This window comes from Paenibacillus campi, assembly GCF_034659835.1.
GTDB classification, from domain to species: Bacteria; Bacillota; Bacilli; order Paenibacillales; family Paenibacillaceae; genus Saccharibacillus; species Saccharibacillus campi.
The window spans coordinates 35,175-48,170 of record NZ_JAXSQZ010000002.1; the positions used below are offsets into that span (position 1 = coordinate 35,175).

At 47.0% G+C, this 12,996-nt stretch carries 10 protein-coding genes and 1 riboswitch; of the genes, 6 read left to right on the plus strand and 4 right to left on the minus strand.

Going from position 1 to position 12,996, the window contains the following annotated elements:
* The first annotated feature begins 170 nt into the window (after positions 1 to 170).
* The 4 genes from U1I11_RS05560 to U1I11_RS05575 all read left to right on the plus strand — a co-directional run bounded on the left by U1I11_RS05560 (position 171) and on the right by U1I11_RS05575 (position 6,073).
* On the plus strand, positions 171 to 926 hold the full coding sequence (locus U1I11_RS05560) for a tRNA threonylcarbamoyladenosine dehydratase (RefSeq protein ID WP_322904577.1): 756 nt from the start codon (positions 171 to 173) through the stop codon (positions 924 to 926).
* A gap of 237 nt (positions 927 to 1,163) precedes the next feature.
* Complete coding sequence (locus U1I11_RS05565; protein ID WP_322904578.1) at positions 1,164 to 1,766, plus strand: hypothetical protein; 603 nt, start codon at positions 1,164 to 1,166, stop codon at positions 1,764 to 1,766.
* A 402-nt stretch (positions 1,767 to 2,168) separates the two neighbouring features.
* Positions 2,169 to 4,331, plus strand: coding sequence for a HelD family protein (locus U1I11_RS05570; protein ID WP_322904579.1), 2,163 nt, complete (start codon positions 2,169 to 2,171; stop codon positions 4,329 to 4,331).
* Between the two features lie 416 nt (positions 4,332 to 4,747).
* On the plus strand, positions 4,748 to 6,073 hold the full coding sequence (locus U1I11_RS05575) for a replication-associated recombination protein A (RefSeq protein WP_322904580.1): 1,326 nt from the start codon (positions 4,748 to 4,750) through the stop codon (positions 6,071 to 6,073).
* A gap of 123 nt (positions 6,074 to 6,196) precedes the next feature.
* Here the strand turns inward: U1I11_RS05575 and U1I11_RS05580 are convergent, their stop codons facing one another.
* Positions 6,197 to 7,108, minus strand: a complete 912-nt coding sequence (locus tag U1I11_RS05580; RefSeq protein WP_322904582.1) for a tetratricopeptide repeat protein — start codon at positions 7,106 to 7,108, stop codon at positions 6,197 to 6,199.
* 59 nt (positions 7,109 to 7,167) lie between these two features.
* Positions 7,168 to 8,115 carry an ATP-binding protein gene (locus tag U1I11_RS05585; protein WP_322904584.1) on the minus strand — a complete coding sequence of 316 codons (948 nt, stop codon included), beginning with the start codon at positions 8,113 to 8,115 and terminating at the stop codon, positions 7,168 to 7,170.
* A 315-nt stretch (positions 8,116 to 8,430) separates the two neighbouring features.
* A riboswitch (Fluoride riboswitch) is annotated at positions 8,431 to 8,493 on the plus strand.
* 215 nt (positions 8,494 to 8,708) lie between these two features.
* Here U1I11_RS05585 and crcB (U1I11_RS05590) point away from each other — a divergent pair.
* Together crcB (U1I11_RS05590) and crcB (U1I11_RS05595) are read left to right on the plus strand one after the other, a co-directional pair.
* Positions 8,709 to 9,104, plus strand: coding sequence for a fluoride efflux transporter CrcB (gene crcB, locus U1I11_RS05590; protein WP_322904586.1), 396 nt, complete (start codon positions 8,709 to 8,711; stop codon positions 9,102 to 9,104).
* Positions 9,094 to 9,468, plus strand: a complete 375-nt coding sequence (crcB, locus tag U1I11_RS05595) for a fluoride efflux transporter CrcB (protein ID WP_322904589.1) — start codon at positions 9,094 to 9,096, stop codon at positions 9,466 to 9,468. The genes crcB (U1I11_RS05590) and crcB (U1I11_RS05595) overlap by 11 nt, the downstream gene beginning before the upstream one ends.
* 415 nt (positions 9,469 to 9,883) lie before the next feature.
* On the opposite strand, the gene U1I11_RS05600 is transcribed toward crcB (U1I11_RS05595), so the two are convergent.
* Together U1I11_RS05600 and U1I11_RS05605 are read right to left on the minus strand one after the other, a co-directional pair.
* On the minus strand, positions 9,884 to 11,374 hold the full coding sequence (locus U1I11_RS05600; RefSeq protein WP_416235597.1) for a glycoside hydrolase family 32 protein: 1,491 nt from the start codon (positions 11,372 to 11,374) through the stop codon (positions 9,884 to 9,886).
* 337 nt (positions 11,375 to 11,711) lie between these two features.
* Positions 11,712 to 12,956: an MFS transporter gene (locus U1I11_RS05605; RefSeq protein ID WP_322904591.1), complete on the minus strand. Its 1,245-nt coding sequence runs from the start codon at positions 12,954 to 12,956 to the stop codon at positions 11,712 to 11,714.
* Positions 12,957 to 12,996 lie beyond the last annotated feature (40 nt).

Genomic DNA, 12,996 nt, shown 5'->3' on the forward strand with positions numbered 1-12,996 from the left:
TATCATGCAATATATAGGATGTCGTACAATGTTAAATGTGTAGCTTATCGTTACGATGCGCAATTATTTTACATGGATGAATGCCTTAGTGTACGCGCTGTACTCATGCGCAATTTGCACATAAGTGTTGGCAAAAGTCATACACGTAAACTGAAAGGAGCTGAACGGAAATGCTAAATCAATTTTCCCGCACCGAGCTGGCGTTTGGTCCGGAAGGCATGGAAGTGATGAAAAATAGTACGGTTGCTGTGCTCGGCATCGGCGGTGTCGGTGGCATCGCTGTTGAAGCATTGGCGCGTACCGGTGTCGGTCGTATTATTTTGATCGATAAAGATGTGGTCGATATTACGAATGTGAATCGCCAAATTCACGCTTTAACGACTACGGTCGGTCAGAAAAAGGCGGAGCTGATGGTGGAGCGCGTAAAGCTGATTAACCCGGAGTGTGAGGCGATTGCACTCAATATGTTTTATACCGAGGAGACGTATGAGCAACTGTTCCAATACGAACTCGATTATGTAGTCGATGCGTCCGATACGATCATTTACAAAATCCATCTGATCAAACAATGTCTGGAACGCGGCATCCCGATCATTTCCAGTATGGGCGCAGCGAACAAAATGGACCCGACCCGCTTCCAAGTCGCTGACATTTCCAAAACCCATATGGACCCGATCGCTCGTGTCGTACGTACCCGACTGCGTAAGGAAGGGATTCGTAAAGGCGTTAAAGTCGTATTTTCGACCGAGGAACCGATGAAACCACGCCAGGATGTGACGCAAAAGATCGTACCGGACAATGCGCCGGAAATCCGCAAAGCGAAACAGCCACCAGCTAGTAATGCGTTTGTGCCGCCAGTGGCGGGGTTGATTATGGTAAGTGTTGTAGTGCGGGAGTTGTTGGAGAAGCAGGGGATTGAGGTTTGAGGGAACAGCGCTGAGAATTTGCATAGTTTGTTTACAGCTAATATGTTGCAGCATAGAGATTGAACTGAACGGATACGAAGCCAAAATGCAGCACAAAGCTGATCAAACACGAAATGAAATAAAGCTACTGCTGAAAAGATAGATTGGATTCCCCGCATAAGCTGGCTTGGTGTGTTATTGTAGTCGTAATCACGCACTAAGTCAGTTTTATTTTGTCGTCAAAAGGGGAGACGAGCAATGTTCAACATTCCGAACTATCGACCAAATTGGTATACAACTACAGTAGAAGTATGGCAAGATGCTCAGCTTATTCAGCAATTACAATCTCTACAGCATCAGATTATTAGTGAAGGAATCGTAATGTGGGATATATATTATGATGAACATCGTACAGGGGCACCGTTTCTGTTACAACTTACGGATCATCAATTGGAAATTTATTGTTATAAAATGGAACATATGGCAATTACACTAGATCGGATTGATCGCACGCTACCATTAGAAATATTGGATTTGGAGGAGCTTGGCACATTTACATATGAGTGGAGAAACTACGCTTCTTTTACAGAGCAATTTAAAGGTGCAAAGATGACTTCACTTTGGATTGAAGAATATGGATTTAAAACAGTAGTGATCGACAATAAGGAATTTCCGGAGGAAAATGGCACGATGCATTTTGCATGGTTGTTAAATGGAGTATATATTGCAACCGATAAAGGCGATTTTTCCGTGTACAATGGATTGGATGAAACATATATTTTGTTTGGTGACGGTTTGGAATATGAAAGGTTGCACGATCCAAATCCGGTCAGACGGACTCTGGTTTTTGGAGCGGATTAGTGTACGTTTTCAAATTGTTGTACAGACTACAGATCGCTCATTTCATTTGAAATGTATCCCTTTCGAACGATAAAATAACGAGTTTGGCAGTTTGAGGATACCGCCTAGATTGGTACAGCTATACGTTTGCTTAATCGTTTACAGCAATCAATGGATATGATGCATATTCCCCCTAGCGCTCCACCCCAAACTATGCTACACTAAAAATCCTTTGTTCCGGTATCCATCCAATGGATATACACGGATATGATTATGGCTCACACTATAAACAAAGCGCAAACATATGAAAAGTACATTCAACCTTTCCACACCTAATCTGGTGGTGGAAGGGATCGAGTGTGCTTTTTGCTTGTTGTTGGCGGGACAGGGGACACATAATGATGTTCTTAGGAGGTAACTGAAATGGACAAAGATTTTCAAAGTGCCTATCAAGAGGAGCACAGCAAGCTGCTGCTCACGCTGGAGGAGGTAGACGCGCAGTTGAAGCGGCTGACGGACATTCCGGTATATACCGGACATGATTTTACCGAGCAGGTGCTGGAAGCGGGGCGCGAGCAGCAGCGGCAGACACTGGCAAAAAGTGCGCGCGAGCCGTATTTTGGTCGACTCGACTTTGCGGAAGGAGAGCAGGGCGAACGTCGTCCACTTTATATCGGCAAAGTAGGGGTTGGCAAAAGTGAGATTGATGAACAACCGCTTGTCGTCGATTGGCGTGCGCCGGTAGCGAGCTTATTTTACTCGTTTACCGGTGGTGAAGAACTGGCGGAGTATGAAGCGCCGGAAGGATTAGTGCAAGGGCTTGTGTTTTTGAAACGCAATCTGGTGATCCGGCAGCGTCTGCTGGAACGGCTTGCCGATACGTACGATCGTGACAGTACAGAACCGGTCGTGACCGATGAATTTCTCGTCTATCGACTGGGCGAAAATAAAGATAACAAACTGCGGGATATCGTATCTACGATTCAGGCAGAGCAAGATCGCATTATCCGCGCAGTGAAAAATACAGCGCTAATCATTCAAGGCGTTGCCGGCAGTGGCAAAACGACGGTTGCGCTACACCGACTCGCCTTCCTGCTGTATCAGTATCAGGAGCAAGTGTCGGCGGAACGAATGATTATTTTTGCGCCCAACCATATGTTTCTCGATTATATTTCCGAAGTGTTGCCAGAGCTTGGTGTCGGCGATATTCAGCAAAGCACATTTGCCGACTGGGCACAGCGTTTGCTGGAAAGCGATATTCGGCTCGTACCGGCGACGGAAACGTATGCGGAATGGTTTGAGACGACGCAGCGTCCAGAAGTGAGCGAGGCAACGCCTTCTCGCTACAAAGGATCGCTTGCGTTTATGCAGTTGTTAGAGCAGTATGTCGGTTTGTTAGAGCAGCATGCCGTACCTGAACAGGACTTTAGCCCGTGGGATGGCAAAACATTGACGAGGGCGCAAATTTTCGAATGGTACAATGTGGAGTATCGCCCGTATCCGCTTGCTCGCCGCAAGGAAAGAGTGCTGGCGCGACTGCATCGCTGGATTGAAATGGAGCTGAAAACAGCCCCGTCCGAAGCGATTCGTAAAGAGCGCCGCAAAAAGGCAGCCCAGCGTGAGAAATCGTATGCCGCCAAATGGCCGCGCTATGAACCGATCGCGCTCTACAAGCAATTGTTCAAAGCAGGCAAAAGTGCGGTGTCAGCGGAGCAGTTGGAGGCAATCTGGTCGCAATTGCCGCCGGGTATGCTAAAAGCTGTCGCTGCCGAGCTGAAACAGGATCGCATCCGTGAGGAAGATTTGCCTGCACTAGTCTATGTCCATACGTTATTGCATGAAATGGACAGCAAGCAGCGGTTTGACCATGTAGTCATCGATGAGGCGCAGGACTTTTCGCCATTTCATGTCGCTTTGCTCAATCAGTACGTACGCGGCGGTTCATTTACAATTTTGGGCGATTTGTCGCAAGGCATTCACGCCTACCGTGGTGTGCATAATTGGCAGGAGATGAGCAGTTTGTTCAAGCCGGAACAGACCGATTATTTCCCGCTGACTCGCAGTTATCGCTCAACGATGGAAATTATTGAGTTTGCCAATATTATTTTGGAGCATGGTGTGCGCAACGGTATTACAGCGGTGCCGGTATTTCGCAGCGGTGATCCGGTACGCTTGCTGGCATGTCCGAGCGAGCAGCGTGTGGACGTAATTATGGAACGTTGGCAGGAGCTACAAGCGAAACGGTTCCGCACAAGTGCGATTTTGACACGTACGCTCCATGAAGCACAAGCGCTGCATGAGCAGCTAACCGCAGCCGGTTTGGAACTGCATCTGATCGATGGCGGCAAAGCGACTTACCAGGGCGGGCATTCCATTTTGCCAGTCTATTTGTCGAAAGGGTTGGAGTTTGATGCGGTACTGCTGACCGATGTGGATGCGGCGCATTATCTTAATGATCCGTGGGATGCGCGGCTGTTGTATGTAGGCTGCACGCGTGCGCTGCATGAGTTGTGGTTGCTCTGTGGGGAGACGTTGCCGGATTATGTGCGCGAGCCACAGCCGGAGCTTACGTTGGTGCAAGCGTAACGGTTGAAAATATAGCGTAACTACTTCGACCGCTTTCAACGTATCGTTTAAAATGGTACAGATTATCGCGATAACTAAGGTTATGCAGTGGATTCGAGGCTAATATGGAAAGCAGTCAAGAGACTACGATAAGTTCCATCGAACTACATCCCTATCGCTACAAAGAAGCCTTTTTGCCCCTCTTTTGAGCGAGCGCATTCGTTGCTTTTCGTATTCCTATTTTGGATAGTGTGTATGAAACGGATACGTGTCGATCAAACTGCGGAGCCGAAAGGCTTCTTTTTTTTCAATCTGGATGGGGAGTGGTAAAATAGTAAAGGTGATCATCAAGCAGAGCTATTTCAGCATCGCTTTATTTCAATAAAAACATAAACCGTGCAAGATCATTGCTGGACATTATAGAAGGATGTGATCCTATGGATTTGTTCTCTTTTAACGAACAAAATAATGCTGCTGACGGCAGTATGGGCGTGCTTGCCGATCGGATGCGTCCGCAGTCGCTGGATGAATATATTGGACAGGAAGATATCGTCGGGCCGGGCAAACTGTTGCGCCGGGCGATTGAGGCGGATCAAGTGTCATCGATTATTTTGTACGGGCCGCCAGGCTGTGGCAAAACGACGCTGGCACATATTATTTCCAAACATACCGAAGGCGAATTTGTACGTTTGAATGCGGTCGATGCAACCGTCAAAGAAGTGCGGGAGGTGATCGAACGGGCAGGCACAAACAAATCGCTGTATGGTACGAAAACGATTTTGTTTTTGGATGAAGTGCATCGGTTTAACAGTTCCAGGCAGGATGCGTTGTTGCCAGCGGTCGAGAAAGGCACGATTATATTTATCGGCGCCACGACCGAAAATCCGTTTCATTATGTGAATGGTGCATTAATGAGCCGTTCGACGCTGTTTCAGCTTCATTCGCTCGGGCGTGAGCATTCGTTAATGGCGATGCGCCGTGCGCTTGCTGATAGCGAGCGTGGGCTTGGTTTTATGCAGCTTCAGACCGATGATGCCGCCTTGGAACATATCGCCTCGATGGCAAACGGGGATATTCGACGTGCGCTCAATGCGCTCGAACTTGCCGCCCTCACCACGCCGCCGCAAGCGGATGGCACGATTCAGATTACGCTGGACGTGGCGGAGGAATCGATTCGTCGTCCAATCGTCAGGGCGGATGAATCGACACAGTACGATGTGCTGTCCGCGTTTCACAAAAGTATTCGTGGTTCCAGTGATGCGGCGTTGTTCTGGTTTCTGTATGCGGTAGAAAAGCTCGGTATGGACCCGATGACGTTTATTCGCCGTTTGATTGCTGCTAGTAGCGAAGATATCGGGCTGGCAAATCCGCAGGCGATGGTGCAGGCGCTTGGTGCGCTGGATGCGTACCGAACTAATGGTTGGCCTGAAGCTAAGCTGAATATTGCCCAGGCGATTTTGTTTGCGGTCGAAAGTCCCAAATCGAATGCTGTCTATACGGCGATCTCGCGCGCTATGTCAGCGATGGATGAGGTTAAATCTGCCGAGGTGCCGCTTCATCTGCGCGATACGCATTACAAAGGCTCCGCTCAGCTTGGACATGAAGGTTACCAATATCCGCACAATTTTCCGAACCATTATGTACAACAGGAATATTTGCCACGCAATCTGTCAGGACGTGTATTTTACAAAGCGACTGAACAGGGCAATGAGTCGAAGATCAAGCTCAATCAGGAGCGGCGACGCGGGAATGCTAGTTTGTAAAATGGTGTAATGGCATTGCCATCGATCAGAACTTGAAGCATCATTAAACGGGATAGCGGTTTGGCTAGTAGTGCCTTGACCGCTATCCCGTTTAAATTTAATGTTATGCCGATGATCGTATAATTAACCCTTTTTCACTTTCTTTTTCCTGTTTTTTGGTGCACGATGCCATCCGTACACTTGCAAATGAACAAATATTTTGCTCAGCAAATGACTGATAATGTACAGCACAATCAGTACGATTAGCAACGGACGGAACAATATCCATGCGCCCATCCAGATGAGCAGCAGTTGCCAGCCTTTGAGCTTGCGCAAAAACAGCGGTAGCGTAAAAATGCGATAAAACCAGTAGCCTTTTTGCAGTGCCTCCATATATTCAGTGCGAATTTGCTCATTGTTCGGCTCTAAGCGGATCGCTTGCTCCATCATCTGTTTGGCAGTTTTAGCATCGCCGCGCTGCTGTGCTGCCCAGCCGAGATACATAAACGTTTGCGCATGTTCCAGATCAGCTTGCAGCGCCTCTAGCGCGACGTCCTGTGACGCTTGTTTGTTGCCAAGATTGGCGAGTACATAACTGTATAGCGCCAAATATACTCCGCTACGCGGCACGAAACGTAACGCTTCCTTAATCTGTTCTTGCGCCTGTTGGAATTTGCCTTGCATATTGTACATATTGCTAAGCAAATAATACAGATGGGCGCGATACGGATTGATGCGCAACCCTTCTTCCACCGCTTGCTGCATCAACGTCCAATTGCGCTGATCATAATAAACGAACGCACGCAGCACCCATGCATCTTCATTATCCGGTTCGATACGCAGCGCCTGTGCGGTACTGTCGAGCGCCTGCTCATACTTTTCCATATTCATATAAATAGTTGCAAGCGCATTGTACGGTGCTGGCGTTTCCGGTGCTTCGCGTAGCCATTCCCCGGTTTCGCGCAAAGCTTCCTCATACCGCTCCCATTCGAGCAGGCGCTCAATTCGTTCTGACCGAATTGCGGATCGATTAGTCTCATTCGTATAATCGCTCATAGACGGCTCCTTTGCTGCTCATCATGCCGAATCAGTGGCTGTCGATTCAGCGGCGACAATTAACGGATTTTGTGCTTTTTAATATAATCGAGTACGGCGGTATATTCGCCATTCGTATCGCTAAATGTGGCATAATTACGCGCTGTAGCAAACCATTCTGTTGTAGACGGCTGCCGTGTTTTGAGCGCACGATTGAAATCGAGATCGGTCATCGGTTGAATTTCGCCAGTTTCCATCGCACGTTCGAGCGCAATCTCTATCGTATCGCGGACGAGTTGATCGAGATCGGCACCGGAAAAGAGTGCGGTGCCAGCAGCTAATTTTTTCAAATTAATCGCATCGGCAGGCTTATCACGCAGCTTTAACTCCAAAATCGTGCTCCGCTCCGTTTCTTCCGGCGGCGATACAAACAGTAAATTGTTAAATCGCCCTGGACGGCGCAACGCCGAATCCAAATACCACGGCGTATTGGTCGCCCCGATAATAAATACATGCTCATTAAAACTGGACAATCCATCCAATTCCAGCAGCAGTTGGTTTACGAGCATCCGATCATGATGCTGACGCATATTGTGCCGACTGCCGCCAAGCGCATCCAGCTCGTCGATAAATAACACACATGGCGATTCCGCCCGCGCCTTTTCAAACACATCATGCAAATTGTGCTCACTGCCGCCAACATACATCGACAAAATCGCCTGCAATTCCAAATGCAAAAAGCTGGCGTTAATCTCACCCGCTACTGCCCGCGCCAGAAATGTTTTACCACAACCTGGTGGGCCATATAATAAAATGGAACCGCCTGCCTGTTTACCATAAGCCGCAAACAGCTCTGGCTGTTGCAGCGGCAAAATAAAGTTCATGCGAATTTTCTTTTTGATATCTTCCATACCACCTACATCGTCAAACGTAATGATCGGCTTTTCCAGTTCAACTAGATCGCCGGCGTCTTTGTCAAATTGAATGACTTTTAAATTTTTACGGCGTTGCTCATGCTCGTCGCTCATCGCATATCACTCCATATGTAGATTGGCTGTGCTAATGTAGTATCATCATAACCGATTCCCAGCTGCGTTCACCACTGTGGATTTTCCTTTTTTATATGGACGGATGGGCTTGTAGTGGAGAGTGGGAGAAAGCGCACGCCCTAGAATAGTATGGTTTTTGGATTGTACCTCGTGTTTGAAATTCGCAAACACTAGAATAGTATGATTTTTTGCTATGCAAAAAACCTTTTTTGATTGCACCCCGTGTTTGAAATTCACAAACACTAGAGCACTACACATATTTACACATGTTGTGCAATACAGTATGATAAAACTAACTTAATCGGCGATGGAGTTCGCCATCAACCGCTCACTGTAGCTAATGACTCCTACCTGTAAGCATGGATGCTCCATGTTTTGTTCAGGTAGGAGTTTTTTGTGTGTTGGCGGTAGGGAGAGCGGTGTGGATCAATGATTAAGGGTAGGCATACGCTCTACTTTAGTATCGTATTGAACTCCACTATGCTTATACTCCAATCGGCAAATGAGTATGCACACACGCTCTAAGATGATTTTAAAAAGTAAAAAAAGTAAACAGAAAAGGAAGTGGAGTCATGCTGTACGTATGGATAGCGATAGCGGGCATTTTCGGTGCGGTTAGCCGCTATGTTATTGGAATGCTTATTCCGAGTCACGGTTTTCCGATAGCAACATTGATCATTAATCTGACCGGGTGTTTTTTGCTCGCGCTCGTCATGCGTTATATTGCGCGTTTACCGCGTGTATCGTCCAATCTGGTGACAGTGATCGGGACCGGTTTTGTCGGTTCGTATACGACATTTTCCACATTCAGTCTGGAAAGTATCGAGCTGATCGAACGGCAAATGTATATGACGGCACTGCTGTATATTGTGGCAAGTTTTGTAGGGGGGCTGCTGTTTACATGGTTTGGCTTCGTATGCAGTGCACGTTTATTGGCGCGGAAAGGAGCGGATCAGGATGCTTATTAATATAGCGCTGGTGGCGCTGGGCGCGATTTTTGGCGTACTGGCGCGGTTTTTGCTATCTCGCTGGATGAAAAAGCGGTGGCCGATGCCATTTCCGCTCGCAACGCTGCTTATTAATTGGAGCGGTTCATTGCTGCTTGGTGTGCTGGTCGGTTCAGGCGCAAGCAGCCATTGGCAATTATTGATCGGGACAGGCTTTATGGGTAGTTATACGACCTTTTCCACGTTTAAGCTGGAAAATATGGAACTGTACGTAAAGCAGCAGCATACGCTATTGATTAGTTATTTGTGTTTTTCTTATATCGGCGGGATTGCGCTTGCAGGTGCAGGGCTGTGGTTGGGACATCAGCTTTATTTAGGATTATAGGGGAAAGGCAGTCCCATATTTGCAGGCGGTGAAGTGGATCATGGATCGTGCAATATGGGAACTATTATTTAGAACAACATGTTCAAAGCAAACGAAACCACCTTTCCTTGAAGCTCTTTTGGGGAAAGATGGTCGTTTGAAAAACGGTATTTTGTAGTATCTACTGGATGGGGCTAAGACTATTGATCTCATTGTACGATGCGGTCTTTTTTCACTGTCTACCTTGAGGGGATAATACCAGGATGACCACAGCTTGAATAGACTTTTTAATATCGATTTGCCGAAGATAATATTGACCGTTCGATGATCTGCTATCGTGTTGTTTTAAAACAGGTACGGATTAAAATGCATAAAACGGCGTTTAGCATCATAGCGGTTATTTTGCAGTAAGATCGCTATCGTGATGGACGGACGGTTATTGATCGTTATTAACGCCATGCCAAATGTCTTGCAGTGACCAGCATGTCCATTCCTGAATGAGCGCGTCACCACCGCTAGCGTTTAATTCTATGTCAGCAGCATTACCCTGTGGATAGATACGACTTGTCAACGTTGCCAGCCCATCATTGGCAAACACTTCGATGGAAGAACGATCGACGAAAATGCGTAATGTTAACAAAGCAGCCCGCTCTAGCGGTACTGTTCTGATGCCATCTTGCGGTTTGCCAGATTGCGAAGCATCCAGCATCAACTTTTCGTTCATTATATCGTAAACGATTATCGTTTTATCGTTGGCATCGCTATGTAGCGTCAGACCAACTTTGTCCGCGTTGCTGTTGTTCAGGTCAAACACAATATCGATTTCCAGCAACGATTCGCTATTGTGCACACGATGCTGCCCGGTCACCGTAAACGCTTTGCCGAGCGCAAACTCATCCCGGCGCAACAGCTTCAGTTCCTCCACCGGATTCATCAGCAATTGCCCGCGATGATCTACATTTAGCATGCGTGGCAATGTTAATGCACCTGCCCAACCATGTGCTTTGGTCGGCATATTTGCTTCCCACATATCCATCCAGCCGATCGCAATGCGACGCCCTTTATCATCTAGCAATGTTTGCACCGCATAAAAATCATGACCATGATCCAGTTCTTGAAACTCACCATGCTCAAAATCATTCGTATCATAATCATAATCACCGATCAAATAACCGGTCTGAAACAGATTGCAATAACGATCATGTGTACGCTCGATCCCTTGTGGTGAGATGAGCAGCACATGCCGACCATCCAGCTCGAAAAAGTCCGGGCATTCCCACATAAAGCCGAGCGTACCATCGCTTTGAGCGAGTATGCCGTCATACGTCCATTGGCGCAGATCAGCAGAATGGTAGCGAATGACACGTCCATGACCATCTTGTGTCGCATTGCCGAGCACCATATACCAGGTGTCGCCATGTTTCCATACTTTAGGATCGCGGAAATGATGCGCGCTATCCGTTGGCGGCTGTGCGATGACCGGATTGGCTTCGTATTTATGAAAATGAATGCCATCGCGACTAAACGCAATATTTTGATTTTGTGTGAACAGGTCTTGTTCGCGATCGGTATAATGATGACCGGTATAAACGAGTGTCAACACTCCATCATCGTCAACCGCACTGCCGGAAAAGCAGCCATCCCGGTCGCATTCATCGCCTGGTGCAAGCGCGATCGGACAATGTTGCCAGTGTACCAGATCAGTACTTTTCACATGTCCCCAGTGCATCGGACCCCAATGCTCGTCATAAGGATGATGCTGATAAAATACATGATATTCCCCGTTAAACTGCACCATCCCATTCGGATCATTAATCCAGTTGGCAGGAGCGGCAATATGATAACCAGGGCGATACTGCGGGTTCATATTCTCTCCGGCATGCCGAAGTGCCTCAGTGGCATGGTGTATAGAATGTAAAGTGGACATCGAAATTCCTCCTTCAAAATAATTCGTTATCGGTTCATAAGCAGAATCAGTTCATGATCAGACGAGCTCATACTTTGAATCAAACTACGATCTTACAGTATGGCTGCATGCTCTAATCATAATCAACATACAAGTACGCTAGAGCGTGTACGCAAACTCGTAGCATGCGAGCTGCACTTCACTGCGGGAATGTACATTTTGCTCCTCATCCGTAGATTCCGATGCGAGACGGGAGTCTGTCCCTTTATACCGTACCGCAGTGGTGGCTACCCCAACACACCATGTTTGCGTACACGCCCTAGCATCCAAAAGCAGCAATCGTTAAAGCTGTTTTCCTTTATGTGACGGGCTGTGTCGTTTCGAGAGGCTGATTTAATTTGGCTGTTTTTTGTTTGTCATTAAACAAGGTGAAAATGGAGATAACCGTAAACAGCAGCACTAATGCGCCCATCATCAGATACGTATGACGGAAACCCATATCATCGTACAATGATCCGGCAATCGGTGACAGTACCGCCTGTCCGACTTGGGAAGCGAATTGAAAGCCGACCAGATACAAAATCGATGACAGACGTGTATCAAAATGCGCCGCCAAATATTTGAAAATAGCAATCAGCATAATCGGCAGTTCTAACGCATGGATCAGCTTGACAGCGGAAATGCCGATCGGCTCAAAGGCAATGCCAGACCCGATAATGCGCAGCGCCATTAGTAGCCCAGCGAGAATGAGCGACTTTTTGGCACCGAGTTTATTAACGATAAATGGAGCCATAAACATCATGCCAGCTTCCAAAAACACTTGAAAGGAGTTCAAATAACCATACACCTGATTGCCAAGCGCATGCGACGGGAACAATGACGAGTAATAGAGCGGAAATTGCTGATCATACACTCCATACACGCATGCAACACCGACTACATACAAAATGAAATACCAGAACGGACGCAATGTGAACAAATTACCGATATCTTTAATTTTGACCGAAGCGGCTTTTTCCAGCTCATTGTCTGTAACTTGAATGCGAATCGATAAAATAATGCCGACCAGCACAACCGCAGACAACGATGAAATCCAGAAATTAATATTCGGATTCAGGTTAAACAATTGCCCGGCAAAAAACGTAGCGGCTGCCCAGCCAAGCGAACCCCACATTCGCGAACGTCCGTATTCAAATCCGTACTTACGGCTTACTTTTTCCACGTATGTTTCAATCGCACCGATTCCGGCAAGAAAACCGACGCTCAAAAACAATCCGCCTACAATTGCTCCCAGCCATACATTAGTCTGTAACAATGGAGCATATACAAACACAAAAAACGGCCCTGTAAATACAAGCAATACACTAATAAACAGCAAAATATTGCGCTTTAGCCCGATTTTATCAGAAATATAGCCATAGAGCGGTTGCGCACATAATGCGAATATAGCGTTTACAGAAAAGATAAGCCCGGTTTGTGTGCCCGTCAGTTTCATCTCCTGTCCAAGCCAGATCGAAAACAGTGAATAGCTGGACGACCAACAGACGAAAAAGAAGAAAAAGTAAAGGCTGAGCTTCCAGTACAAACTTTTGGATACGGACATATAATTCGCTCCCTCATTCATGTAAGTGCTTTCTTGGACG

What these genes read in the sequence shown, in the direction of transcription:
- U1I11_RS05560 (WP_322904577.1), top strand. Translation starts at nt 171, where the DNA reads ATGCTAAATCAATTTTCCCGCACCGAGCTGGCGTTTGGTCCGGAAGGC.
- U1I11_RS05565 (WP_322904578.1), top strand. Translation starts at nt 1,164, where the DNA reads ATGTTCAACATTCCGAACTATCGACCAAATTGGTATACAACTACAGTA.
- U1I11_RS05570 (WP_322904579.1), top strand. Translation starts at nt 2,169, where the DNA reads ATGGACAAAGATTTTCAAAGTGCCTATCAAGAGGAGCACAGCAAGCTG.
- U1I11_RS05575 (WP_322904580.1), top strand. Translation starts at nt 4,748, where the DNA reads ATGGATTTGTTCTCTTTTAACGAACAAAATAATGCTGCTGACGGCAGT.
- U1I11_RS05580 (WP_322904582.1), bottom strand. Translation starts at nt 7,108, where the DNA reads ATGAGCGATTATACGAATGAGACTAATCGATCCGCAATTCGGTCAGAA.
- U1I11_RS05585 (WP_322904584.1), bottom strand. Translation starts at nt 8,115, where the DNA reads ATGAGCGACGAGCATGAGCAACGCCGTAAAAATTTAAAAGTCATTCAA.
- crcB (WP_322904586.1), top strand. Translation starts at nt 8,709, where the DNA reads ATGCTGTACGTATGGATAGCGATAGCGGGCATTTTCGGTGCGGTTAGC.
- crcB (WP_322904589.1), top strand. Translation starts at nt 9,094, where the DNA reads ATGCTTATTAATATAGCGCTGGTGGCGCTGGGCGCGATTTTTGGCGTA.
- U1I11_RS05600 (WP_416235597.1), bottom strand. Translation starts at nt 11,374, where the DNA reads ATGTCCACTTTACATTCTATACACCATGCCACTGAGGCACTTCGGCAT.
- U1I11_RS05605 (WP_322904591.1), bottom strand. Translation starts at nt 12,956, where the DNA reads ATGTCCGTATCCAAAAGTTTGTACTGGAAGCTCAGCCTTTACTTTTTC.